The following is a 23,642-nucleotide window of genomic DNA, read 5'->3' as shown; positions in this document are numbered from 1 at the left end:
GACACAAAGTGGTCGGGGTCGAATTCTCAGCTTCACTCGCTGAGGGCAGATCGGCGATCGAGTTCCAGGAATAAATGCGGCTGTGGCAGTGATTATAACTGCGCCCCTATAAGCAACGTGCTAGAGCACACCAGGGAGCGCACAAAGGTTGAGGAAACGCCTCCTCTTGGTCTACCGTTCTGCCTTGAGTGACCGAAAAGGGCGCCCTCGCGGGCGTCCTTTCTTTTCGTACGCGTTGCTCAAGCGCGTTACTCGGCGATCAGATCGATCAGCGTGAGCGTCACGTCGAGGCTCTTTTCCCAGGCGGAAAGCGGCAGGAATTCGCAGTTGCTGTGGAAATTGAGTCCGCCCGTGAAGTAGTTGGGCGTCAGGATCCCCTTCGTGGAGATGAAGGAGCCGTCGGTGCCGCCGCGCATGGCGATCGTCTTGGGTTCGATCTTCTGGATCTCAAGCGCGCGGTAGAGGTGATCGATGCAGATGCGGTTTGCGTCCCGGACGGCGTCGGCGATGTTGCCGTAGACATCCGACATCGTGAGTTCGAGCACGGCGCGCGGGTGACGCACCTTGAGGTACTCGACCGCCGCGGCAATCTGGGCCTTCTTCGCTTCGTACTTTTCGCGGTTGTGGTCGCGGATCTTGAGCGAGACGGTCGCCTGCGACGGGGTCGACTGCATGGCATTCACCCAAACGAAGCCTTCGGTGTTTTCCGTGAATTCGGGCGTCGCACCGCGATCGAGCATGTTGATGAAGTCAACAGCCACCAGGGTCGGATTGACGAGAACGCCCTTCGACGACATCGGGTGAGCGGTCACGCCCTTGATCTTCAGCGTGGCGCCGCCCGCGTTGAAGGTTTCGTACACCACTTCACCGAGTTCGCAGCAGTCGATCGTGTAGGCGAAATCGACGGGAAACTTCGAGAAGTCGATCTTCTTCGCGCCGAGAAGGCCGATTTCTTCGTCCGGCACGAAGCACACGTAGATGTCGCCGTGCGGACGGTTTTCGCTTTGCACGATGGAAAGAGCCGTCATGATGTTGGCGATCGCCGACTTGTTGTCGGCGCCGAGCACCGAGGTACCGTCCGTCACGACGATGTCGTCGCCGACGTAGCGTTCGATTTCGGGGTGTTCGGCCGTGCGCAGGTAGATCTGCTTTTCTTCGTTGAGGCAGATGTCGCCGCCCGCGTAATTCTTGACGACGTGCGGATGGATGTCCGCACAGAGGCCCGCGTCCACCGTGTCGAGGTGCGCGACCCAACCGACCGTCGGAACCTTCTTCCCTTCGGGAAGGTTCCCGGGGAGCTTCGCCGTCAGAACGGAGAATTCGGAAATTTCAATGTCGACGAGCCCGAGTTCTTCGAGCTCGCGAGCGAGCAGTTCGGCAAGCGTCCGCTGACCGGGCGTGCTCGGGACGGTCCCCGTCTTCGTGCTGCTCTGACTCGTTACGGCCGCATAGCGGAGAAACCGCTCCAAAAGCGCCTGCTTCTTGTCCATTGTTTGTGCTCCTTTGGTGTGGATGGTGGTTTGCCGGAAAAGGCTGTGTTTCCCCCGGCTTGATGACGAACGGGGGGCGGCCTTGCGGCCGTCCCCCGTCGGTCACCGAACGTTACTTAGGCGCGTTCTTCCAGAACGGCCACGGCCGGAAGCGTCTTCCCTTCGAGGAATTCGAGGAAGGCGCCGCCGCCCGTCGAGATGTAGGAAATTCGGTCTTCGATGCCGAACTTCGCCACGGCCGAGACCGTGTCGCCGCCGCCCGCGATCGAGAAAGCGCCCTTGTCGGTCGCTTCCGCGATCGCTTCGGCCATCTGACGCGTGCCTTCGGCGTAGGGAGCCATTTCGAAGACGCCCACGGGGCCGTTCCAGACGATCGTGCCCGCCGAGCGGAGAAGTTCACCCAGCATCGCCGCGGTCTTGGGGCCGACGTCGAGAATCATTTCGTCCTCGCGCACGTCGTCGACGTCGGCAACGCGGTGTTCGGCGTCTTCCGCGAAGGCCTTCGCCGCAACGACGTCGACGGGCATCGGGAGGCTCGCGCCCTTCTTTTCGAGGATCGCGAGAACGCGCTTGCATTCGTCGACGAGCTCGGGTTCGGCGAGGGACTTGCCGATGGGCTTCCCGGCCGCGAGGAGGAACGTGTTGAGGATGCCGCCCCCGACGATCAGCTGATCGACCTTTTCGGCGAGGTTCGAGAGGATGGTGAGCTTCGTCGAAACCTTGGAGCCGCCGACGATCGCGACGAGCGGGTGCTTGGCGTTTTCAACGGCGCGCGTGAGCGCGTCGATTTCGGCCGCCATCAGGGGACCCGCGCACACGACGGGCGCAAAGCGCGCGACGCCGACCGTAGACGCCTGAGCGCGGTGGGCCGTGCCGAAGGCGTCGTGAACGAAGACGTCGCAAAGCGCGGCGTACTTCTTCGAGAGCGCTTCGTCGCACTTCTTTTCGCCGACGTTGCAGCGGCAGTTCTGAAGCATGACGACTTCGCCCGGCTTCACGTCGAAGCCCCCGTCCACCCAGTTTTCGACGAGCGGCATCGGACGACCGAGGAGTTCGCCCATGCGGCGCGCGACGTGCACGAGGCTGTCGGCCTCGGTCACGGTGCCTTCCGTCGGACGACCGCGGTGGCTCACCACCATGACGGCCGCACCCGCCTCGAGCGCCGTGCGGATCGCGGGAACGCTCGCCACGAGACGGGCTTCGTTCGTGATGTTGCCCGCCTCGTCGTGAGGCGCATTGAGGTCGCTGCGGATCATCACGCGCTTGCCGGCAAGCTGACCGGCCTTCGCGAGCTCTTCGAGAGTTTTAACGTGCATTCTTTTCTCCGTACCCGGAGGGGTCTGCGGAAACGCCCCCCTCCGATTCATTGGAAAAACGCAGCCGGCCCGCGGCCGGCTGCGTTTGGCGGATTTCGTCGGTCGACTTACTTCGCGGCCATCATGGCGACGGCCGTATCGAGCATGCGGTTCGAGAAGCCCCATTCGTTGTCGTACCAGGACGTCACCTTGACGAGACGGCCGCCCGAGACCTTCGTGAGGGTCGCATCGTACGTGGAGCTGTGCGAATCGTGGTTGAAGTCGCAGGAAACGAGCGGCAGATCGTTGTAGCCGAGGATGCCGCGAAGTTCTTCGGATTCCGAAGCGGCCTTCATGATCGCGTTGATTTCTTCGAGCGACGTGTCGCGCTTCGCGATGAAGGTGAGGTCGACGAAGCTCACGTTGATCGTCGGAACGCGAACGGCGAAGCCGTCGAGAAGACCGTTCAATTCGGGGAGCACGAGGCCCACGGCCGCGGCGGCACCCGTCTTCGTCGGGATCATCGACTGCGTGGCGGCACGGGCGCGGCGCAGGTCCTTGTGGTAGACGTCCGTGAGGACCTGGTCGTTCGTGTAGGCGTGAACGGTCGTCATGAGACCGCGCTCAAGGCCGATCGCTTCCTGCAGGGGCTTGACGAGGGGCGCGAGGCAGTTCGTCGTGCAGGAGGCGTTCGAGACGATGAGGTCCGAGGCCTTCAGGCTCTTGTGGTTGACGCCGTAGACGATCGTCGCGTCGGCGGTCTTGCCCGGAGCCGAGAGGAGCACCTTCTTCGCACCCTGGTCGAGATGCACCTGGCTCTTTTCCTTCGAGTTGAAGGCGCCCGTGCATTCCATGACGAGGTCGACGCCGAGGTCGGCCCAGGGGAGTTCGCGCGGATCGCGCGTGCCGAAGACGCGCATGCGGTCGCCGTTGACGATCATGTCGTCGCCGTCCGTTTCAACCGTGGCGTTGAAGCGGCCGTGGCAGGAGTCGTAGCGCAGGAGGTGCGCGTTGATGTTCACGTCACCGGGGGAGTTGACGGCCACGATTTCGATGTCGTGGGCCTTGCCGGATTCGTAGTGGGCGCGAAGAACGTTGCGGCCGATGCGGCCGAAACCGTTGATGGCAACACGGATGGTCATTTTGTTGCGGTTCCTGTTTTTTGGAGTGTGACGTGAAAATTACTTGAGAAGCGCGGTCGCCTTGGCGACGACGTTTTCGACCGTGAAGCCGAAACGCTGCCAGAGCACGTCCGCGGGGGCGCTTTCGCCGAAGCGGTCGACACCGAGCACGTCGCCCTTGCCGGACATGTACTTCCACCAGAGGTCGGTCTTCGAGGCTTCGATCGCGAGGATCGGGGTGCCGGGGGTCAGGACCGAGGCGCGCCATTCGGCATCCTGGCGGTCGAAGATGCTCGTGCAGGGCATCGAGACGACGCGTGCCTGGACGTTGAGAGCCGCGAGTTCGGCGCGGGCCTTCATCGCGAGACCCACTTCGGAACCCGTCGCAAGAAGGATGACGTCGGCTTCGCCCGCACCGGCAGGCGCTTCGGCCGCGACGTACCCGCCCTTGGCCATGGCGTCGGCGTCGACTTCGTCGCGATCGAGGAAGGGAACGTTCTGACGCGTGAAGATGAGGGACGACGGACCGTCGCGGCGTTCGATCGCCGAGGCCCAGGCCACGATCGTTTCGACGGTGTCGGCGGGACGCCAGACGTCCATCTCGGGGATGAGGCGCAGCGAAGGAACGTGTTCGACGGACTGGTGCGTCGGACCGTCTTCGCCGAGACCGATCGAGTCGTGCGTGAAGACGTTGATGACGCGCTGCTTCATGAGCGCGGACATGCGAAGCGCGTTGCGCGAGTAGTCGGAGAACGTGAGGAACGTGGCCGCGTAGGGGATGAAGCCGCCGTAGAGCGCAATCCCGTTCATGACGGCCGACATGCCGAATTCGCGCACGCCGTAGCTGATGTGGCGCGCATCGAATTCGCCCGAGTTGAGGCTCTTCACGCCCGACCAGTTGGTGAGGTTCGAGCCCGTGAGGTCGGCCGAGCCCCCGAGGAGTTCGGGCAGCGCGGGAGCGAGGGCGTTCAAGGCCTTCTGGCTCGCCTTGCGGGTCGCCATCGTTTCCTGGGCTTCTTCCGCGGCGCAGAGCGCGTCCATCACGACGTCGGACCACCCTTCGGGAAGGTCGCCCGCGAGGCGGCGCTTGAGTTCGGCGGCGAGTTCCGGATAGGCCTTTTCGTATTCGGCGAACATCGCGTTCCATTCGCCTTCGATCTTGGCGCCTTCTTCCTTGTGGTCCCATGCGGCGTAGACTTCCGCCGGGATTTCAAAGGGCGCATAGGGCCAGCCGATCGCTTCGCGCGTGGCGGCGATTTCGTCGTTGCCCAACGCTTCGCCGTGCACCTTGGCCGTACCCTGACGGTTGGGGGCGCCCTTGCCGATCGTCGTCTTGGCGATGATGAGGGTGGGCTTGTCGGCGGAGCGCTTCGCTTCGGCGATCGCGCGGTCCATGGCGTCGATGTCGTGACCGTCAACGGGACCGATCACGTTCCAGCCGTAGGCTTCGAAGCGACCGCGCGTGTCGTCGCGGAACCAGCCGCGCACGTCGCCGTCGATCGAGATGCCGTTGTCGTCGTAAATGGCCACGAGCTTGTTGAGGCCCCAGACGCCCGCGAGCGAGCAGACTTCGTGGCTGATGCCTTCCATGAGGCAGCCGTCGCCGAGGAACACGTACGTGTGGTTGTCGATGACGGGGAAGCCTTCGCGATTGAATTCCTTCGCGAGCATCTTTTCCGCAAGCGCCATGCCGACGCCGTTGGCGATGCCCTGACCGAGCGGACCGGTCGTCGTTTCCACGCCCGGCGTCACGTCGACTTCGGGGTGCCCCGGCGTCTTGCTGCCCAGCTGACGGAAGGCCTTCAGGTCGTCGATCGTGAGATCGTACCCGGTCAGATGCAGAAGCGCGTACTGCAACATCGAACCGTGACCGTTCGAGAGAATGAAGCGGTCGCGACCGACCCAGCGGGGATCCTGAGGATTGAAGCGGAGATGACGGGACCAGAGCGCCACGGCGATGTCGGCCATGCCCATCGGCATGCCCGGATGACCGGACTTCGCCTTCTGGACCGCATCCATGGCGAGAGCACGAATGGCGTTGGCCATCGTCTGAGCGGAAACGTGAGACATATGTATCCGTTGATTGAGTTGACTCAGAGGAGGGGGAGGCTTCTTCTCCCGTCGGGCCGCGCAAGCGTCCGGTCGGACGCTTGCGCGGTCGCCCCGTGCGGGCGCCTCCGACAAACGTCTTATTTTATCATTCACGGTCGGGAGCCCGACTCCGAGGCCCCTGAGTTTTCCCGAGTTTCTCTTCGAACGCAACGTTTTCCGCTCCGCGGCGACGTTCCCATCCTTTTCGAGCACCATGGCGAATCCGCGCTTTTACATCGACGCCCCCGACGACACTTTCGAGGGCACCGTCACGCTTCCCCCCAAAGCCGCACACCACGCGGGACGCGCGCTGCGTCTGGCGTCGGGCGAACGGGTGGATCTTTTCAACGGTCGCGGAAAGCTTTGGTCGGGAACGATCGAGTTCACGGCCGAAAGCGCCCTCGTGCACGTCGACCGGGTCGAGGAGCCTCCCGTCGAGTCACCCGTACGCATGACGCTCGTTCAGAGTTGGGTGTCCCCCGAAAAGATGGACTGGATCGTTGAAAAAGCGACCGAAGCGGGGGTCTCCCGCATCGTCGTCACGCCCGCCGAGCGAAGCGTCACGCGGCTTTCGGGCGACCGACTTGAAAAGCGCCTTGCAAAACTGCGCGAAACGGCCCGGGCCGCCGTGGAGCAGTGCGGCCGAAACGTGATTCCGTCGGTCGACGGAGCGGCAAGTCTCGACGAGGCGCTTCGAACGGAAGGGGTGCTTCGCATTCTGCTTGCCCCGGGCGCGAAGGCGGACGCTCCGCGTCCCGCCATCGAGCCGGGGATCTCGAGCATCGCCTTTGCGGTCGGCCCCGAAGGAGGCTTTTCGCCCGCCGAAATCGAGCGGGCCGAAGGAGCGGGCTGGCACCCGACGCTTCTCGGGCCGAGGGTTTTTCGCACCGAAACGGCGGGCCTGGCCTGCGCCGTGTGGGTCTCGACCCTCGCGGGGGACTTCCCGAAGCGCTGAGGGATAGAGGCACCTCAAGACGCGAAAAAGGCTCGGACGGCCCGGAAGGGCAACCCTTCGACGGACCTCAACCGAGCCTTTCTTGAACCTCCGTCGAACCTCATTCGGGAGGCGATGCGGGGAAGGAAATTCTTGGTCGCTCTCAGGAGCCGCGGGATTCGCTCCCTTGCGCGGTTTTCTTTTCGGCGGGATAGGCGCGCTTTTCGCCCGCGGCCGACCGGACGGGCGAGACGTCGGTCTTCGGAGCGATGTTCGCGATTTGTGCCTCTCGGCCGCTCTCGACGCGCAACACGGCTTCGGACGCCGAGTCGGCGCGCTTTGCGGCCGCCTTGTTCGCGGCCACTTCCACGGCTTCCCAGTGTTCGTAGGGAAGGTGCTTCACGACCGCCTTCTTTTCAAAGGCGGGGCCGCTCTTTTTCGTGCGCGAAAGTTGCACCGCGCGATCCGAATCGCCCTTGGCGGCGACGAGCAGACGGCTGCGTTCTTTGAGCACCTTGGCACCGTAGCCGAAATCGGTGTCGTGGAGCGCCGCCCCCGAGTACCACTTCAGGGCCTTCGTGACGCTCCCCGTCTTTTTGATGAGCGAGGCGAGAATGCTCGTTCCCACCACCATGTTGGGGTAGGGTTCGAGCGCGGCGGCACGACCCCCGAACGGTTCGAACTTGTCGAGGTGCACGCGGGTCATCACCTGCATGAGGCCTTCGGCCCCCGCGCCGCTCTTTGCTTTGGCGTTGTAGCTCGACTCCGTGCCGACGACGGCGAGAATGAGGAGCGGATCGACGTCCTGGGCGCGTCCGATTTCGATCGCCCACTCGGTCATCTGGAGAGCATCTTCGCGCGTGACGCGGTAGGAGCGGGAAATGTAGGTCGCAACGGACGTACCCGAAATCCCGAGGTTCGAAGGCACGGTTTCGACGGGCACGACCGCGGGTTCGGCCTCCACGGGCTTCACTTCCGCGACGCGGGGCGCTTCGAAAGCCGGTTCGCTTTTGGCCATCGAAACGCGTTCGAACCCTTCCCCGAACGTAAAGAGCCCGACGATCGTCCCGGCGGCCGCCGTAAAGGCGACGCGCTTCGCCCAAACGGACTTCATTGCGGAAGACCGAGGGTTGCGGGTTGAGGACGGGGCGGCTTGGGTTCGGTGAAGTTTCATGGTTCGCTTTGACGGCACCTCAAGACCCCTCGCCGAGGGGCGGCCGTCCTTTGCTCCGGAATAAGAAAGGGCGCATTCTAACCAAAATTCGGAAGCGCACTTCGGGCTCTGCGCGTAAATTTTCCGTATTCATCCGATAGGTTGCCTCCTATTATGCGACGCTCGGCGGGAACGGATGCAAGCGAAAAAGGAGCTTTTGTTCGGGTTGTCCGAGGGGGAAAACGCGGAGAACGCAGGGGAAACACCCGCACTCGGCGCGAGCCGTCGGGCTCGGTAGAATGGACGAATCGACGGTGCGTCCGACGTCGACCCGGGGCGCACGCCACCCTTCGAGGAGGAAAAAAATATGAAGAGGCAGCCGATTCATCGCGGAGGAATCCTCTCCGCCGGTTACGATCCGTCGCGCCGTTGGCTCGACATCGAATTCGACACGCACCGCATCCTGCGGGTCGAAGGCATCGGCTCCGAGGCGGCCGAACGGTTCCTGCGCTCTTCGAGCCCCTTCGGGTACTGGAAGGACGAAATCGAAGACAACTACCCCGTGCGGGAAGTCTCCCTCCGGGAAAGCGACTCGGAAAAGCCCGAGGCGAAAAAGAGTCTCGACGACCTGAAGCGCCTCTTCGGCGACCTCTGAAGCAGACCGATTCGAACGGGCATGAACGGACATGACGGGCCCGAACGAAAAGGGCGTCCCCCGCCGGGGACGCCCTTTTCGTTTGTTTCGTTTGTCGGTTTCGCTTCGCCTTGTCGCGTGCTGCGCGGGATGCGACTTCCTCGCAACCCTCAGGCAAAGAAGAACGTGGCGAGCCCCAAGAAAATGAGGAACCCCCCCGAGTCGGTCGTGAAGGTGAGAAGGACCGATCCGCCCATGGCCGGGTCGCGACCGAAGCGGCGCAAAATGAGCGGGACCGCGAGCCCCACGACCGCTCCCTGGATGATGTTGAGGAGCATCGCAAGGCACATGACGAGCCCCAGGGTCTTCCCTTCGGGCTGATCCCAGTAGAGCCCCCAGGCGCACGCGCCGGCGATCAACCCCCAGATGAGGCCGTTCACGAGCGAAACACCGATTTCCTTTTTGATGAGGTCGGCCTTGTTCGCTTCCGTCACCTGCCCCATGGCCAAAGAGCGTACGAGAAGCGTCAGGGTCTGGTTGCCGGAATTCCCCGCCATGCCCGCCACGATCGGCATGAGGGCAGCGAGCGCCACCACGCGCTCGATCGTGCCGTCGAAAGCGGAAATCACGCGCGAAGCGAAAAACGCCGTGCAGAGATTGACACCGAGCCAGAGCCAGCGGCTTTTGGCCGCTTCCCAGACGCTACCGAACAAGTCCTGTTCGTCGTCGAGACCGACGGCGCCGAACGCGTCCTCTTCGCTTTCCTCACGAATGACGTCGACCACTTCGTTGACGGTCAGTCGCCCGACGAGGCGTCCCGCCTCGTCGACGACCGCGGCGCTCACGAGGTCGTAGCGTTCAAAGGCCTGCGCGGCATCGCTCGCGTCGTCGAGCGGATTGAGGGTGAGGCGGTCGGTCTTCATGATCCGACGCACCTGGGTCGCAGGGTCCGACGTGAGGAGCTGCGCGATCGCCACCGACCCCTTCAGGTGCCCGAGCCGGTCGACGACGAAGATCTGGTCCATGTGGTCGGGAAGCGCTTCGAAGCGGCGGAGGTACCTCAGCACCATGTCGACCGTCACTTCCTCGCGGATCGAAACCATCTCGAAGTCCATGCGGGCGCCGACGCTTTCTTCGGGGTACGAAATCGCCGCACGCAGTTGCGCGCGTTCTTCGTGCGAGAGGCCTTCCTGGACCTCCGCCATGACGTCGGGCGGCAGGTCGTCGACCAGGTCCGCGATCTCGTCCGTGTCGAGCGTTTCGACCGCGTCGACGAGTTCGTCGCGATCCATGGCGTCGATCAGGGTTTCGCGAACGCCGTCGTTGACCTCAACGAGAATGTCGCCGTCCGATTCGCTCTTCACCTGATTCCAGACGGCGAGTCGTTCGTCGACGGGAAGGGCTTCGAGCACCCAGGCGATGTCGGCGGGGTGCAGGGGTTCCAGAACGGCGCGCAGTTCCGCGGCCGCTTCGACGGAGACGGGCAGCGCCTCGTCGTCCTCTTCCGTCTTCGGAATCGGATGGTCTTTCGTGCGTTCCTGATCCTCTTCGAGAATCTGCTGCACGCGTGCGAGCGCACGGCTCGCCTCGTCCGAGTCCCGTACCGGCGAGGGCGCGTCGTCTTCCTGCGGAAGGTGGTTCTTCAGATCCTCCGGATCATGGGCCGCCATACCTCTGCGTCTCCTCGTCGTCGATTCGGTGCGAGCACCGTGGTCCGGTTTCGGGAATCGGTTGTCGGGTCCGCCCTCGGGCGGACCACCGTCCCGAAGCGACATGAAAAAACTGGGCGAGCCGCACCGGGGACGGCGCGGCTCGCCGAGAGACTAGCACAAAGCTCTCCGAGTTCGTCGAAATTTCGAGCGCGACGCGGCGGCTTTCGTGCTCGGGGTTGCGATTACGAAGCCGTGGACAGCGTCGCCGCGGTCGCATCCTCCTCGGGGGCGCTCGCTTCGGCCTTGGCGGCTTGCGCCGTTTCCGCGGATTCGGCTTCTTCCTCGATCACCTCTTCGTCGAAGTCCTCGGTCGAGGTTTCCGCTTCGTCGAGGATCGCCAAGAGCTTCGTTTCCATCACGAGGTCCACGAGGTCGCAGCGGATGACCTGCAGGCGCACCTTGCGGCCGCGGGCGAGGTCTTCGGGAAGACCCGCGACGCAATGCACGTAGGGAAGGCCGTCGATGCGGACGAGCTCGCCCTTGATGACGGCGCCTTCGAGTTCCTTGACGCCCTCTTGTTCGATCCAGCGCAGCGACCAGTAGCGTTCCATCCGGGTCTGGAAGTCGTTGTAGAGACCGTAGATCGTTTCGAACTGACTGACGATTGTGAAGAAGTCCGCGTCGTTCCCCTGATAGACGGGGCCGGTGCCGAGAAGCGCCGAGACGATCTGGCGCTGGTTCACGAGGTCCACGTAGCGGCGCAAGGGCGAAGTCGACCACGCGTAGCGCGCAACGCCCAGACCGTCGTGCGCCCCCGGGCTCGTGCTCATGCGCACACGGCCCATACGCTGCGAACGGTAGATCCCCGGCGTCTTCTTTTCTTCAAGCCACAGACCCCAGGTGCTGTTTGCAAGGATCATGAGTTCGGCAACGAGAAGATCCAGGGGCGCACCGCGGCGGCGGCCCTTCACGACCACGCGCGCGTCGCGCCCTTCGCCCTCAAGGACGAAGTACCAATCGATGCGACCCGTGGGTTCGGGGCGACCGCGCACTTCTTCGCGCTTCTTTTGAAGAGCCTTTGCAAAGTGCCAGAGCCAGGCGACTTCGTGCGCGTACGGAATCTCGAGGGCGTCCGCGGCAAGGGCCTCTTCCGTCACGAGATCGTCGATCTTGTCGTAGCGCAGGTTCTTCGCGACGACGATCTTTTCGAGCTTCGTTTCGCTCGACTCGACTTCAAAGGTTTCGTCCTTCACCGTGAAGTAGATCGAGACGCAGGGAACGGCCGCGCCTTCGTCGAGCGAGAAGGCCTTCACCCAGGGTTCGGGCAGCATCGTCGTCTTGAGCCCCGGCGCATAGACCGTGCTCATGCGCGTGCGCGCCGTCTTGTCCAAGGCGTCGTCGCGCAGAATCCCGAGCGAAGGCGCCGCAATGTGTACGCCCACGCGCGTGCGACCGTCTTCCAAATGCGTGACGCTCACCGCGTCGTCGATTTCGGTCGTCGCCGAATCGTCGATCGAGAAGGCGGTGACGTCGGCCACGGGCAGATCGTCGCCGTACGTTTCGGGAAGCGGCAGCCCCGCGGGGAAGCCCCGGCCCTGCGGGAAGTTGATGGCGTAGAAGCTTTCGACGTGCCAGTCCCAGGCCGAAGGAATCGCGCCGAGCGAGAGAAGGAGACGCAACGGCGTCTGACGCGTTTCCGACGCGGCGTCGGACAAGGCCTTCCAGGCGATGCCGTTTTTGTCGGGCGCCGTCAGAAGCTTCAGCGCGTCGCGACCGATTTCTTCGGGGAGCTCGCCCGCCGCCATGGCCTTCGCCCAAGCGGTCTTCTGCGCTTCGAGGCGCTTTTTGCGTTCCACCGCTTCGAGCGCTTTTTGGAGAATGTCGGCGGGCGCGCGCCGGTAGACGCCGCGCCCCTTGCGGTAGAAGTAGACGGGATTGCCGTGAAGCGCAAGGAGAAGCGCCGCCTTCTGTACGGGGCCTTCGTCGCCGCCCCAGTACTCGGTCGCGAGGTCCGCAAAGCCGAATTCGCCCGTTTCGGGCGCCACTTCCCAGAGGAATGCGGGATCGAGCTCGGCCGCTTCCTGCGGCGCGCGCGTCATCAATTCCGAGGCGCTCGGCGACTCGAAGGAGAAAAAGACGTTCGCCTGCTTCACCTTCGTGCGGCGACCCGTCGTCAGTTCCACCTGATAGGCGGTACCGGCCTGGCTGAGAACGGTACCCGCCTTGAAGGCGCCGTCCTCTTCGAAATAGAGATGCATGGTGTGTGTGTTTCCGTCGTGTTCGTGCTGTTCGTACTGTTTGTGCCGCTCCCGGCGCTCCGTGCGCGTGCGCTCCGCGATTCAGCCCTCGGTCGCGACGCTCAGGATCGCGGGAATGAAATCCGCGAAGCGTTCGAGCCGATGGTTGTCGCCGTCGGAAAGAAGAATTTCGGCGCCCTTCAGTTTCCCGTACGCGTCCTTCCAGTCGAGCACTTCGTCGGCCGTGGAAAGGACGGCGAGCGTGCGCGTCAGGTCCGCGGGCACGGGCGGCGTCTCTTCCGCAAGCGCCAGGAGTTCGTCGGCGAAATGCTCCTCGACGAGAAGCGTGCGGTCCGTGCCGTAGATCGTACGGAGCCCCGTTTCGCGCGAGACGATCGCCCAGGGGTTGAGGCACGGGTTGAGAAGCACCGCGCGAAGACCGAACCGTCGGGCGAGACGCCCGGCGTAAAAGCCCCCGAGGCTGGAGCCCACGACCGTCACCTCAAGCCCCTCGCTTTCCATCGCGCGCACCTGCGCTTCCGCGAGGTCCGCCGCCTTGGCGGGCGCGAGGTTGAGGTCGGGCGCAACGAAGGCAAAGCCCGCCGCACGGGCCGCTTCGGCCAATTCACGGCACTTCGCCGACGCGGGCGAGGAGAGGAACCCGTGCAGGTAGAGAAAACCTTTTTTCTTTCCGGCCGTGCCCGGGATCGGACCCGACATCCCGATTTCCGAAAGTTCGTTCGTCATCGCGCTTACTTTGCTTCCTTGTGTTCTTTTTCGGCGAGCGCCGCGAGGAGCTTCCCGTGCACGCCGCCGAAGGCGCCGTTGCTCATGCAGAGGATTCGATCCCCGGGGCGCGCATCCGCCGCGATTCGGGCGACGAGCGCCTCCAAATCGTGCGTCGCGAACGCGTTGCGGTGCAACACGTCGCCCGGCTCCCAGCGTACGCCCGCACCCGCATAGCAGTAGACGGCGTCCGCTCCGGAGAGCGCCCCTTCGAGGCGCCCCTTCATCGTACCGAGCTTCATCGTGTTGCTTCGGGGTTCGAGCACGGCCAAAAGGCGACCGGGCTCGCCCGAGGCGCGCATCGCTTCGCGAACCGCCCCGATCGTCTCTTCGATCGCGGTCGGATGGTGCGCGAAGTCGTCGATCACGGTGCAGCCGTACGCACGCCCCTTGACTTCCTGGCGGCGCTTGACGCCGCCGAAACGCGCGAGCGCTTCGAGGGCCGTCGCGGGTTCGACCCCGACGTTCGTCGCAGCGGCGATCGCCGCGACGGCATTGAGGGCGTTGTAGCGACCGGGCATGGCAAGGCGCAGGTCCCCGACCGGACTCCCGTCCTTCAGAACGCGATAGGCGCCCGCCTCGCCCGCAAGCGACCAACCCGCTTCATTCTCGGGCGTATCGAACGCGGTCGTACGCGACCAGCAGCCCATGGCGAGCACACGATCGAGCGCTTCGGAGCGGGCGTTGCGAACGACGAGCGCCGACCCCGGCATCGTGCGCACGAGGTGATGGAACTGCTTTTCGATCGCCGCGAGGTTTTCGAAGATGTCCGCGTGGTCGTACTCGAGGTTGTTGAGAATCGCCGTGCGGGGGCGGTAGTGAACGAATTTGCTCCTCTTGTCAAAGAGCGCCGTGTCGTATTCGTCGGCTTCGATCACAAAGGGCGCGTCCGTGCGGCCGAGATTGGCGGAAAGGCTGCTCCACTGCGGAACACCCCCGATCAGCCACCCGGGCTCCAGGCCCGCTTCCTTGAGAATCCAGGCGAGCATCGACGTCGTCGTGGTCTTCCCGTGGGTGCCCGCCACCGCGAGGACGTGACGCCCCTGCAAGATGTGTTCCGACATCCACTGCGGGCCCGACGTGTAGGGTGCGCCCGATTCGAGAATCGCTTCGAGGAGGGGATTCCCGCGCGAGACGGCGTTTCCGATCACCCAGAGGTCGGGCGCGAATTCGAGTTGCGACGGGTCGTACCCTTCGACGAGTTCGATCCCCGCCGCGCGCAGCGCGTCGCTCATCGGGGGATAAACGTTCTTGTCGCAGCCCGTCACACGGTGACCGGCCGCGCGAGCGAGCTGTGCGACGCCGCCCATGAAGGTACCGCAAATGCCGAGAATATGAATGTGCATGCCTGACCTGCCAAAATATCGTCGAAGGATGTCCGCGTCGCTCGACGAAGCGGGGAAAAAGCGGCGGGCGAATACGCGAATACGCGGATTCGCCGCCGAGGATCCGTGATTTTCCCACGCCCGGCCCGAGAGCGACAAGCCGAAGGGCCGAAATGGTGGAGGTGCGCGCATCCCGTCGATTTCCCCTTCCGATTTTCCCTTCCGTTTGTCATCGAGTTCGACCATGTCGTCTTCCCGTCGCAAATCGAATGCCGAGTCTCCTTCCGATCCCCGATTCCCGGCCGCACTCCGCGCGCGGGACCGCGAAACACTCGCCTACGAGGTCGTTCGCGAACTCGTCGAAGAGGGCCTTTCGGGGACGCTTTCCCCCGACGACATTCGCGGGGCCCTCCGCAGGATTTCGGGGTCGTCCGACGCGGGGGCGCTGTCGGAGCTGCGTCGTCGCACGGCGGCCGAGGCGGACCTCTTTTATCCGGGCGTGCGCGAGCGCGCCTCGGCGGAGAAACGCGCGCTTGCGCGCGAACTGCTCGACGGGGTGTTCGCACCCTTCGAGGGAACCCTCGAAGGCGAAGTCGCCGCGGGAGCGGCGCTTCCCGGCACCGTCACCGAAATCGTCCTTCGCGCGGACGATGCGAAGTCCGTTGAAATCGCGCTTCTCAATGCCCGCATCGACTTTCAGGCCGAGGCGCCGCGCGCGGGCGAAACGGAGCGTTTGATGCTCGCCCTCGAGCGTTCGAGCCCGCACCGAGCCGGGATGCGGTTCGACGCGCGGAAAGCCGCCCGGCCCGAACTCGTCCTCGTGCGGATCGTCGATCGAGGGGGCGCGAAGAAGCGCCGCGCCTGAGCGTGCGGGGACGGGAAGGCCTCAAGCTCGCCCCCCTCGCCCGCCCTCACTCCCCCCGAAGGATGAGGACGGAGATGACGCGGAAGGATGAAGAGGATTACCCGATTGAGGGCATGGCAATGCCGCGCCGCCTCGATAAACTTCTTCCAAATCGCATTTTTCGCGACCGTTTGCCGCCGAAAAGGGAGGGATGAGTTCCGAAGGACTCTTCTTCGAAGGATTCCTCTCTTTACTTTTCACCCGGAAGTGTTGAGAATTGCGAAGAAATAAGGGAGAGTTGACGCCGCGTTCGCAACATTTGCGTACAATCTGCGACTTCCCTCTCTCCGCGGCGTCCGTTCCGCACGGCTTTTGAAGCGGACGGCTCGTCTTCCCCGCCCGAAGCGTTCGGCCGGAGAAGCGCGCGCGAACCGAAGATCGACCGGCCCTGACATCCGGCTCTTCCCTCATATCACACACAAAGGTTTTTCTGCCATGGATCTGCGTAAACTGAAGACGCTCATCGACCTCGTTAGCGAAAGCGGCGTTGCCGAACTTGAAATCACCGAAGGCGAAGACCGCGTCCGCATCGTGAATCGTCCCGCCGTGTCCGTCGCCGAACCGGTGACGATGGCGCCCCCCGCCGTCGTGACGGCGACCGTTGCCCAGCCCGCAGCCCCTGCGCCCGCGCCCGCCGCGGCCGAACCGCAGACCAACAGCCGCTCGATCACGAGCCCCATGGTGGGCACCTTCTACCGCGCGCCCTCCCCTGGCGCCGCTCCCTTCGTCGAAGTGGGCGACACCGTGAAGAAGGGTCAGGTGATCGGCATCATCGAAGCCATGAAGTTGCTGAACGAAGTCGAAGCCGATCAGGACGGCGTCGTCACGGGTTTTGCCGTCGAAAACGGCCAGCCCGTCGAATTCGGCCAGCCGCTCCTCATCCTCGAATAAGAGGCGGAGCTCCTTATGTTCGGAAAGATCCTCATTGCCAACCGCGGTGAAATCGCTCTGCGCATTCAACGCGCGTGTCGCGAAATGGGCATCAAGACGGTGGCCGTCCATTCGACGGCCGACGCGGACGCGAAGTACGTGCGTCTCGCCGACGAGAGCGTGTGCATCGGCCCCGCGCAGTCGCCGCTTTCGTACCTGAACATCCCCGCGATCATCTCCGCGGCCGAAGTGACGGACGCCGAAGCGATTCACCCGGGCTACGGCTTTCTCTCCGAGAACGCGGACTTTGCCGAGCGCGTCGAGCACTCGGGCTTTGCCTTCATCGGTCCGCGCGCCGAGAGCATTCGCCTCATGGGCGACAAGGTGAGCGCGAAGAAAGCGATGCGCGAAGCGGGCGTTCCGTGCGTTCCGGGCTCCGACGGGGCGCTTCCCGAGGACCCTCAGGAAGTCCTTCGCATCGCCCGCCAGATCGGCTACCCGGTCATCATCAAAGCGGCGGGCGGGGGCGGCGGGCGCGGCATGCGCGTCGTGCGCACCGAAGCCGCGCTCCTCACCTCGGTCGCGATGACCCGCGAAGAAGCGCGCGTTGCCTTCGGCAATCCGACCGTCTACATGGAAAAATTCCTGGAAAATCCGCGTCACATCGAAATCCAGGTTCTTTCCGACAATTTCCAGAACGCCATCTACCTCGGCGAGCGCGACTGCTCCATGCAGCGCCGCAACCAGAAGGTGATCGAAGAGGCGCCCGCTTTCGGCATTCCGCGTCGCGCGATCGACAAGCTCGGCAGCCGCTGCGTCGAAGCCTGCCGCCGCATCGGCTACCGCGGCGCCGGCACGTTCGAATTCCTCTACGAAAACGGCGAGTTCTACTTCATTGAAATGAACACGCGCGTTCAGGTCGAACACCCCGTGACGGAACTCGTCACCGGGATCGACATCGTGTGCGAACAGATCCGCATCGCCGCGGGCGAGCGCCTGCGCTACCGCCAGCGCGACATCGTGATGCGCGGGCACGCGATCGAGTGCCGCATCAACGCCGAAGACCCCTTCACCTTCGTCCCGAGTCCCGGGAAGGTCACGGCCTGGCATCTGCCGGGCGGCCCCGGCATTCGCATCGACACGCACGTCTTTGCGGGCTACACCGTACCGCCCTACTACGACAGCATGATCGGCAAGATCATCGCGCACGGCGACACCCGCGAGCAGGCGATTGCGCGCATGCGCGTGGCGCTTTCGGAATTGGCCGTCGAAGGCATCAAAACCAATACGAAGCTCCATCGCGAACTGCTCGCCGACGAGCGCTTCTTCCAGGGCGGAACGAGCATCCACTATTTGGAAGAAAAGCTTCGCCACCGCGCAAGCGCGGGCTGAGTTCTCAAGTACACTTCGAAGACGGAGGCCGCGGCCTCCGTCTTCTTTTTTTCCGAGGCTCCCCGACGGAGCCCCGTTTCGTTTCATCTTTTCTTCACCCCTCCCGTGTCCGGCGTCCCGTTTCAACGACTCGACCGCCGCGAACATCGGAGCCCGATTCGACATGCGTGAAATCAAACTTCTTGCCGACGAACGCTGTGCGGAAGCACTCGCCGACCAACTGATGGATGCCGGGGCGCTCTCCGCGACCATTGAGGACGCGGACGCCGACCGTCCCGACGAGCAGCCCCTCTACGGCGAGCCCGGGCTCGAGCCCGCGGCCTGCGCCTGGCCCCGTTCGATCGTGTCGCTTCTGGTCGAAAAGGATTTCGACCTCGTCGCCGAGCTCGAACGTCTTTGCAAGGAACTCGGCTGCGACATGCCCGAAGTGCTTTCGAGCGCTCCCGTCGAGGATCAGGACTGGGTGCGTCTGACGCAGGCGCAGTTCCCGCCCACGCAGGTCTCGGACCGCCTCTGGATCGTCCCGACCTGGCACGAGCCCAAAGAGGGCGCTCTCAATCTGCGTCTCGACCCGGGGGTGGCGTTCGGTACGGGCTCGCACCCGACGACGCACCTTTGCCTGCAGTGGCTCGACGCGAACGTCGGCGCCGAAGACCGCGTGCTCGACTACGGGTGCGGAACCGGCATTCTCGCGATCGCTGCGAAGCTTGTCGGCGCGCGCGAAGCGGTCGGCACCGACATCGACCCGCAGGCCGTCGAAGCCGCGATCGAAAACGCCCGCATGAACGAAGTCGTTGCCGAATTCGTTCTGCCCGAAGGCATGAAGGACGGCACCTTCGAAATCGTCGTCGCGAACATTCTCGCCAACCCGCTGAAGCTCCTCGCCCCCGCGCTTCTCGGGCGCGTCGCTCCGGGCGGTCGACTCGTCCTCTCGGGCGTGCTCGCCAAGCAAGCCGACGAAGTGATCGAGACCTACCGTGCGGTCGACCCCGCCGTGAAGCTCGCCGTCTGGCGTCAGGAAGGCGACTGGGTCTGCATCGCGGGCACGCGCGCCTGACGGCGTCGAACGCACGAACCGTCACGATCCACGAGAGAGAACATTCTGAGAGAGGGAGAATTCAACCATGGCGAAAATCCTTCGATGCCCGGCCTGCGGAGCGCTCTGGCGCTTCGACGACGTTGAAGCGGACGAGACGCTGCGCTGCGGCGAATGCGGTACGGTGTTTTCGCTCTCCAAGGCGGAAACCGCGTCCGTCGACGACGCGCGTCTTGAAGAAGCGCTCCGAGCAAAAATCGCGCCCGAAGATCCCGCGGAGAAGGGCGAAGCCGCCATGAGCGCACTCGCAAACGACCTGGCCGAGTTCGATTCCCGAGCCGAGCCGCCCGCAAGATCGGGCGCCTTCGGGCTCCTGAAGGCGCTCGTTGCGCTCGTTCTCCTCGTCGTTCTCGCGGCGGCCGCGCTCCTTTACTTCCACCGACCGGTTCTGCAGCAGATGCCCGCACTGCGCGTCATCTACCAGGACGTCTGCCGTACGTTCCCCTGCCCGGGCTTCGTGTGGTTCGAGCCGGCGGCCCTCACCGTGTCGGGACGCCTGGAGGCGGTGCCCGCGATCGTGCCCGCGGAAACGCCCGCGACCGACGCGAATGCGGCGAATGCGACGGCCGGAGCCGCCCCGACGGGCGCGATGAGCGCCGACGCGCCCGTCCCCGTTGTCGTTGCGCTCACGATCGCCAACACGACGGACCGTCCGCAGTACCTGCCGACTCTGGAAGTGAAGCTCCTCGACCCCGCGGGCGACACCATCGCGCAGCGCCTCCTTGAGCCCGCCGACTACGGCTACCCGCAGACGCCCGCGGTGCTCGCGGCGGGCGACTCCGTCGCCACCCGCGTCACGGTGACGACGCCGCTGCCGCACGGCGCTTCGAGCGTGGCCGTCAAGGCGGTGGATCCGCTCCTTTGACGGGCGCCGTTCGCCGTTCACTCCGTTCGCTTTCGGTTTTGCGCTTCCCGCTTCGCCCCGCGACCTTCGGTTTCGGGGCGAATGCTTTTCTACCGCTTACCCCATGACCGCTTCGATGTCTCCCGCTTCCTCCTCTTCTTCGCCTGCCGTGCTCGTCGCAGGGTCCGTCGCCTACGACACCGTGCTCGCGACCCCCGGACGCTTCTCCGACACCCTGACCCCCGAAGGGCTCGACCACATCAACCTCACCTTCCCGACCCCCGTCATGCGTCGCTCCTTCGGGGGCTGTGCCGCGAACATCGCCTGGGCGATGCACGCTCTGGGCGGCCGCCCCGTTCTCTGGGGCGCGCTCGGCGCCGACGGCGGTCCCTACCTGGAGCGCTTCAAAAGTTGGGGCGCGGACCTTTCGGGTCTCATCGTGCTGGAGGACTGCTTCTCCTCGCAGTGCTTCATCACGACGGACGCGGACGGCAACCAAATCGCCGCCTTTCATGCGGGGGCGCTCGATCGTGCGGACGAAGCACCGATGCCCGAAGCGGACGCGAAACTCGCGATTCTCGCGCCGGGCGAACGGCGCGCGACGCTGCGGCAGGCCGAGCGGTGCGTCGAAGCGGGGATTCCGTACCTCTTCGACCCCGGACAGGCCACGCCCCTTTACGGCCCCGAGGGCCTCAAAACGCTCGTTGCGGGCGCCTTCGGCGTCGCCTTTTCCGACTACGAAGCCGAACTCATCGAGCGCTTCACGGGGCTTACGCCGCGGCTGCTTGCCGCATCAGGGAAGACCGTCTGGCACACGCACGGCGCGCGCGGCTCTTCGGTGTGGCGGCCGGGGGCGGAGGCGCCCGAGTTTGTCCCCGCCGAGATGCTGCCCGAAGGCAAGAGCGCGGTCGATCCGGTCGGGGCGGGCGACGCCTATCGGGGCGGCCTTCTCTGGGGGATCGTCGAAGGGGCGGACCCCGTCGAAGCCGCCCGTGCGGGCGCTTACGCGGCCGCCGTCAAGGTGACGCACCGCGGCTCGCAGGACTACGCGCTCTCCCGCGCGCAAGCGCTCGCGCTCATCGGAAAAACGTCGGAGAGCTCGAAGGTACGCTGAGCCGACGCCCGAAAACTTTAAAAGCCCGAGACGACGTCTCGGGCTTTTTGCTTCATTCGGCTTGGCCGAAGAGAAATTCGAACGCGTCGGGACGCGTCAGAAGACGAGATACCCGCGCGAAAGGGGCGCAACGAAAATGAGGAGCACGTTCGCGAGCAGAATGACGACGAGGGGCGCAAAGTCGATCCCCTTGAAGTTCGGGAGCATGCGGCGCACCGGACGCAGGAAGGGGTCGATCAGGAGGGCGAGCGTGTAGGTCATGGGGCTCCCCGGATTCACCCACGTGAGCACCGCCCAGATGAGCGTACCCCAGGAAATCATTTCGAGCGCCCAGCGCAAAAGGAGCGCGAAGGGCGCGATCGCGAGGCCGAGCGGCGCGGCGATGAAGCCGCCCGCAAGAAGCCGCATGAGCACCACCGTCACGCAGGCCGTGAGAAACGCCCCCAAAATCGACGCGCGGTCGATCCCCGCCTTGGCGGGAGCGATTTTCGAGAGCGGCCCGACGAGCCAGTCGGTCGTGCGGCGCGACATCTCGACGAGCGGATGGCGCGACGACACGGCCCAGTAGTAAAGCCAGGCGCGAAGAAGAAGCATCGCCCCGACGATGGTCGTGACGAGGCCGATAACGAGCTGAAGGAGAGAAGCGAGCATGTCGGCGTCGGTCCTTGTTGCGGTACGGTTCGAAAAAGAGTCGTGAAGAAAATTTTCTCGGGACTATAGCAAAACCGCCCGCCGTCGGACGCACGCAACCGTACCGACATGCAACAAGGCATGCCCGGAATGGAGGTGCGGCGTCTCGGTCAGCGGCCCGCGGCGGCCGCCAATTCCCGCATGCGTTTTTCAAGCGCCGCTCGATCGCAATCCTCGGGCGCGGTGGCGCGGGAGAGCCCGGAAGGCAACATCCGCTCGACGCGGTCCCAGTCGAAAAAGGGGCCGGGGTCCTGCTTTCGTCCCGGGGCGATCACTTCGTGGCCCGTGACGAATTCCAGAGGCAGGAGCGCCGCGAGCCGCTCGACGAGGCGCCCCAAGGCCGCATACTGCGCGTCTTCGAAAGGCACCTCGCCCGTACCTTCGATTTCGACACCCACGGAAAAGTCGTTGCAGGCGTTTCGGCCCCGAAAGTTCGAGAGTCCCGCATGCCAGGCCCGATCGTCGATCGAGACGTACTGACGGATTTCTCCGTTGCGGCGAATGAAAAAGTGTGCGGAGACGCGCAGGTCCCGAATCTCTTCGGGGTCCCCTTCGCGCCACGTGCCCGTAAAGAGCCGGTCGACGCATTCGCCCTCGAAGACGCCTGCGGGGAGCGATATGTAGTGGAGCACGAGGAGCGAAACGACAACGCCCGCAGGGCGGGCGTCGCAGTGAGGGGAGGTGCGCTGAAGGAGGCCTTCGAGTCGGCCGGAGCGCGGGAAAAGCGCGGAAGCGGTCACGACGGGTCGGCTCCCTTCGTGTCGTTCGCTTTGTCGCGGCACTTGACCGAGCAGTAAAGGCGGTCGCCCCGGCGCACGCCTTCGCTCTTCGGGAAGTACGTGCCGCAGTGCGCGCACTTCACCATCGTTTCGCCGAGGGCTCGCGTGCGCTCGGCACGCTTTTCGCCTTCGGCCTTTTCCCGACGCAGGCGCCGCAGTTCGCGACGCTCTTCGTTGTCGAGCTTGTTGTTGCGGCGCGAGATCGCCCACGCCACCCACACGAGGACGGCGAGACCCACGAAAAAGAGAATGCGTCCCATGCTTGGTGCTCAGAAAACTTCAAGGATGAAGCTGTAGCCCACGTACGCGATGACGAGGACAGCAAAACCCACCCAGAACCACCGGAGGGCGGTCTTCGCGCGCCACCCGGCAAAGTAGCGGCCCGCGAGCAGCAACCCGAAGATCGCCCAGGAGAGCCACGTGAGAATCATCTTGTGGTCGAGATGGATGAAGACGCCGTACTGCTCCTTCGTCGCAATCGACCCCGTCACGAGAACGAGCGTGAGACAGAGAAAGCCCGCCGCCACGATGCGAAAGAAGATGCGTTCCATGACGACCAGCCCCGGCATCGAAGCGAGAAACTTCGATTCTTCCCCCGGCGCCTTGAGCGCGCGGTTCTGGTACCCCATCAGGACGGCGTGCACGAGCGCGATCGTCATGAAGCCGTAAGCGGCGATGGCGAGAAGAAGATGCCAGCGGAAGAGCGTCGTCCATTCGGCGGCCGGAATCGGCTGCCCGGGGAAGACCACGGGGAGAAGCACGGCAAAGGCGGCCGCCACGAGAATGATCCCGAACTGTCCGTGCAGACGGTGCACGTACGATTCGACGAGAAGCACGAGCACCGCGAAGAAGAACGTCACCGAAATCGCAAAGCCGAACCCGAAGTGAACGGCGTCGGCGCGGAACATTTCGCCCTGAATCGCGTAGCCCTGCAGGAGCATGCCGAGCAGGATCGGCACCCGGATGAGGCCCGACGCGCGCGGCGTGTCGTTTTTCATGGCGCCCACGATGGCCGTTCCGGCCGCAAGATACAAGAGGGCGGCCAGGCCCGTGCAAATCGTCATCATTGTCATTCTGTCTTTCTCGATTCGTCGTCGGAGCTCGTCGACCGTGGTCCTCTTTGCCGTGCGTTCGGGTGAATGACCGTACAAGCAAAAGCGGCCGGCTCCCCTTAAAATATGTCGTTTTCCGAGGGACGGAAAACTCCCCGGATGCCGCGGGCCCGCACCCCGTCC

General features: G+C 64.5%; 21 protein-coding genes. 8 read left to right on the top strand and 13 right to left on the bottom strand.

Annotated features, from left to right (window positions below; genetic code table 11):
- Positions 1-248 precede the first annotated feature (248 nt).
- From pepT to tkt, 4 genes are all read right to left on the bottom strand, one after another.
- Entirely contained in the window at positions 249-1,490 is a 1,242-nt protein-coding gene (gene pepT, locus S6FBBBH3_RS02365) for a peptidase T (RefSeq protein WP_120176250.1), read from the bottom strand.
- A 116-nt stretch (positions 1,491-1,606) separates the two neighbouring features.
- Positions 1,607-2,806 carry a phosphoglycerate kinase gene (locus tag S6FBBBH3_RS02360; RefSeq protein WP_120176249.1) on the bottom strand — a complete coding sequence of 400 codons (1,200 nt, stop codon included), beginning with the start codon at positions 2,804-2,806 and terminating at the stop codon, positions 1,607-1,609.
- Between the two features lie 107 nt (positions 2,807-2,913).
- The gene (gap, locus tag S6FBBBH3_RS02355; RefSeq protein ID WP_120176248.1) at positions 2,914-3,927 is read right to left on the bottom strand and encodes a type I glyceraldehyde-3-phosphate dehydrogenase; all 1,014 of its coding nucleotides are present in this window, start codon (positions 3,925-3,927) and stop codon (positions 2,914-2,916) included.
- 39 nt (positions 3,928-3,966) lie between these two features.
- On the bottom strand, positions 3,967-5,976 hold the full coding sequence (gene tkt, locus S6FBBBH3_RS02350; protein WP_120176247.1) for a transketolase: 2,010 nt from the start codon (positions 5,974-5,976) through the stop codon (positions 3,967-3,969).
- Positions 5,977-6,211: 235 nt separating this feature from the next.
- Here tkt and S6FBBBH3_RS02345 point away from each other — a divergent pair, with 235 nt between their 5' ends.
- A complete protein-coding gene (locus tag S6FBBBH3_RS02345; RefSeq protein ID WP_120176246.1) occupies positions 6,212-6,952 on the top strand; it encodes a 16S rRNA (uracil(1498)-N(3))-methyltransferase in 741 nt (246 codons plus the stop codon).
- Positions 6,953-7,094: 142 nt separating this feature from the next.
- On the opposite strand, the gene S6FBBBH3_RS02340 is transcribed toward S6FBBBH3_RS02345, so the two are convergent.
- A complete protein-coding gene (locus S6FBBBH3_RS02340) occupies positions 7,095-8,045 on the bottom strand; it encodes a transglycosylase SLT domain-containing protein (RefSeq protein ID WP_120176245.1) in 951 nt (316 codons plus the stop codon).
- A 406-nt stretch (positions 8,046-8,451) separates the two neighbouring features.
- On the opposite strand from S6FBBBH3_RS02340, the gene S6FBBBH3_RS02335 reads away from it, so the two are divergent.
- Complete coding sequence (locus tag S6FBBBH3_RS02335) at positions 8,452-8,739, top strand: KTSC domain-containing protein (protein WP_120176244.1); 288 nt, start codon at positions 8,452-8,454, stop codon at positions 8,737-8,739.
- Between the two features lie 149 nt (positions 8,740-8,888).
- On the opposite strand, the gene mgtE is transcribed toward S6FBBBH3_RS02335, so the two are convergent.
- From mgtE to mpl, 4 genes are all read right to left on the bottom strand, one after another.
- Positions 8,889-10,388, bottom strand: coding sequence for a magnesium transporter (gene mgtE, locus S6FBBBH3_RS02330; RefSeq protein ID WP_120176243.1), 1,500 nt, complete (start codon positions 10,386-10,388; stop codon positions 8,889-8,891).
- 224 nt (positions 10,389-10,612) lie between these two features.
- Positions 10,613-12,628, bottom strand: a complete 2,016-nt coding sequence (locus tag S6FBBBH3_RS02325; RefSeq protein ID WP_120176242.1) for a ribonuclease catalytic domain-containing protein — start codon at positions 12,626-12,628, stop codon at positions 10,613-10,615.
- A gap of 81 nt (positions 12,629-12,709) precedes the next feature.
- Positions 12,710-13,354: a YqiA/YcfP family alpha/beta fold hydrolase gene (locus S6FBBBH3_RS02320; protein WP_120176241.1), complete on the bottom strand. Its 645-nt coding sequence runs from the start codon at positions 13,352-13,354 to the stop codon at positions 12,710-12,712.
- A 5-nt stretch (positions 13,355-13,359) separates the two neighbouring features.
- Entirely contained in the window at positions 13,360-14,739 is a 1,380-nt protein-coding gene (mpl, locus tag S6FBBBH3_RS02315; protein ID WP_120177790.1) for a UDP-N-acetylmuramate:L-alanyl-gamma-D-glutamyl-meso-diaminopimelate ligase, read from the bottom strand.
- 223 nt (positions 14,740-14,962) lie between these two features.
- Here mpl and S6FBBBH3_RS02310 point away from each other — a divergent pair, with 223 nt between their 5' ends.
- The 6 genes from S6FBBBH3_RS02310 to S6FBBBH3_RS02285 all read left to right on the top strand — a co-directional run bounded on the left by S6FBBBH3_RS02310 (position 14,963) and on the right by S6FBBBH3_RS02285 (position 20,938).
- The gene (locus S6FBBBH3_RS02310; protein WP_120176240.1) at positions 14,963-15,583 is read left to right on the top strand and encodes a hypothetical protein; all 621 of its coding nucleotides are present in this window, start codon (positions 14,963-14,965) and stop codon (positions 15,581-15,583) included.
- A 474-nt stretch (positions 15,584-16,057) separates the two neighbouring features.
- Positions 16,058-16,513, top strand: a complete 456-nt coding sequence (gene accB, locus S6FBBBH3_RS02305) for an acetyl-CoA carboxylase biotin carboxyl carrier protein (protein ID WP_120176239.1) — start codon at positions 16,058-16,060, stop codon at positions 16,511-16,513.
- Positions 16,514-16,528: 15 nt separating this feature from the next.
- On the top strand, positions 16,529-17,884 hold the full coding sequence (gene accC / locus S6FBBBH3_RS02300; protein WP_120176238.1) for an acetyl-CoA carboxylase biotin carboxylase subunit: 1,356 nt from the start codon (positions 16,529-16,531) through the stop codon (positions 17,882-17,884).
- A gap of 163 nt (positions 17,885-18,047) precedes the next feature.
- On the top strand, positions 18,048-18,941 hold the full coding sequence (gene prmA, locus S6FBBBH3_RS02295) for a 50S ribosomal protein L11 methyltransferase (protein WP_120176237.1): 894 nt from the start codon (positions 18,048-18,050) through the stop codon (positions 18,939-18,941).
- Positions 18,942-19,008: 67 nt separating this feature from the next.
- On the top strand, positions 19,009-19,845 hold the full coding sequence (locus tag S6FBBBH3_RS02290; RefSeq protein WP_120176236.1) for a DUF3426 domain-containing protein: 837 nt from the start codon (positions 19,009-19,011) through the stop codon (positions 19,843-19,845).
- A 103-nt stretch (positions 19,846-19,948) separates the two neighbouring features.
- Positions 19,949-20,938: a carbohydrate kinase family protein gene (locus S6FBBBH3_RS02285; protein ID WP_120176235.1), complete on the top strand. Its 990-nt coding sequence runs from the start codon at positions 19,949-19,951 to the stop codon at positions 20,936-20,938.
- A gap of 96 nt (positions 20,939-21,034) precedes the next feature.
- On the opposite strand, the gene S6FBBBH3_RS02280 is transcribed toward S6FBBBH3_RS02285, so the two are convergent.
- The 4 genes from S6FBBBH3_RS02280 to S6FBBBH3_RS02265 all read right to left on the bottom strand — a co-directional run bounded on the left by S6FBBBH3_RS02280 (position 21,035) and on the right by S6FBBBH3_RS02265 (position 23,480).
- A complete protein-coding gene (locus tag S6FBBBH3_RS02280; protein WP_120176234.1) occupies positions 21,035-21,589 on the bottom strand; it encodes a YggT family protein in 555 nt (184 codons plus the stop codon).
- A gap of 149 nt (positions 21,590-21,738) precedes the next feature.
- Positions 21,739-22,368: a 1,6-anhydro-N-acetylmuramyl-L-alanine amidase AmpD gene (ampD, locus tag S6FBBBH3_RS02275; protein WP_120176233.1), complete on the bottom strand. Its 630-nt coding sequence runs from the start codon at positions 22,366-22,368 to the stop codon at positions 21,739-21,741.
- A complete protein-coding gene (locus tag S6FBBBH3_RS02270) occupies positions 22,365-22,667 on the bottom strand; it encodes a PP0621 family protein (RefSeq protein ID WP_120176232.1) in 303 nt (100 codons plus the stop codon). The genes ampD and S6FBBBH3_RS02270 overlap by 4 nt, the downstream gene beginning before the upstream one ends.
- A 9-nt stretch (positions 22,668-22,676) precedes the next feature.
- Positions 22,677-23,480 carry a cytochrome C assembly family protein gene (locus S6FBBBH3_RS02265; protein ID WP_120176231.1) on the bottom strand — a complete coding sequence of 268 codons (804 nt, stop codon included), beginning with the start codon at positions 23,478-23,480 and terminating at the stop codon, positions 22,677-22,679.
- Positions 23,481-23,642: the final 162 nt, after the last annotated feature.

It is taken from the genome of Sutterella megalosphaeroides, assembly GCF_003609995.1.
Classification (GTDB): domain Bacteria; phylum Pseudomonadota; class Gammaproteobacteria; order Burkholderiales; family Burkholderiaceae_F; genus Sutterella; species Sutterella megalosphaeroides.
The sequence above is the reverse complement of the archived record's forward strand: the minus strand, read 5'-3'. Positions and strand labels throughout refer to the sequence as shown.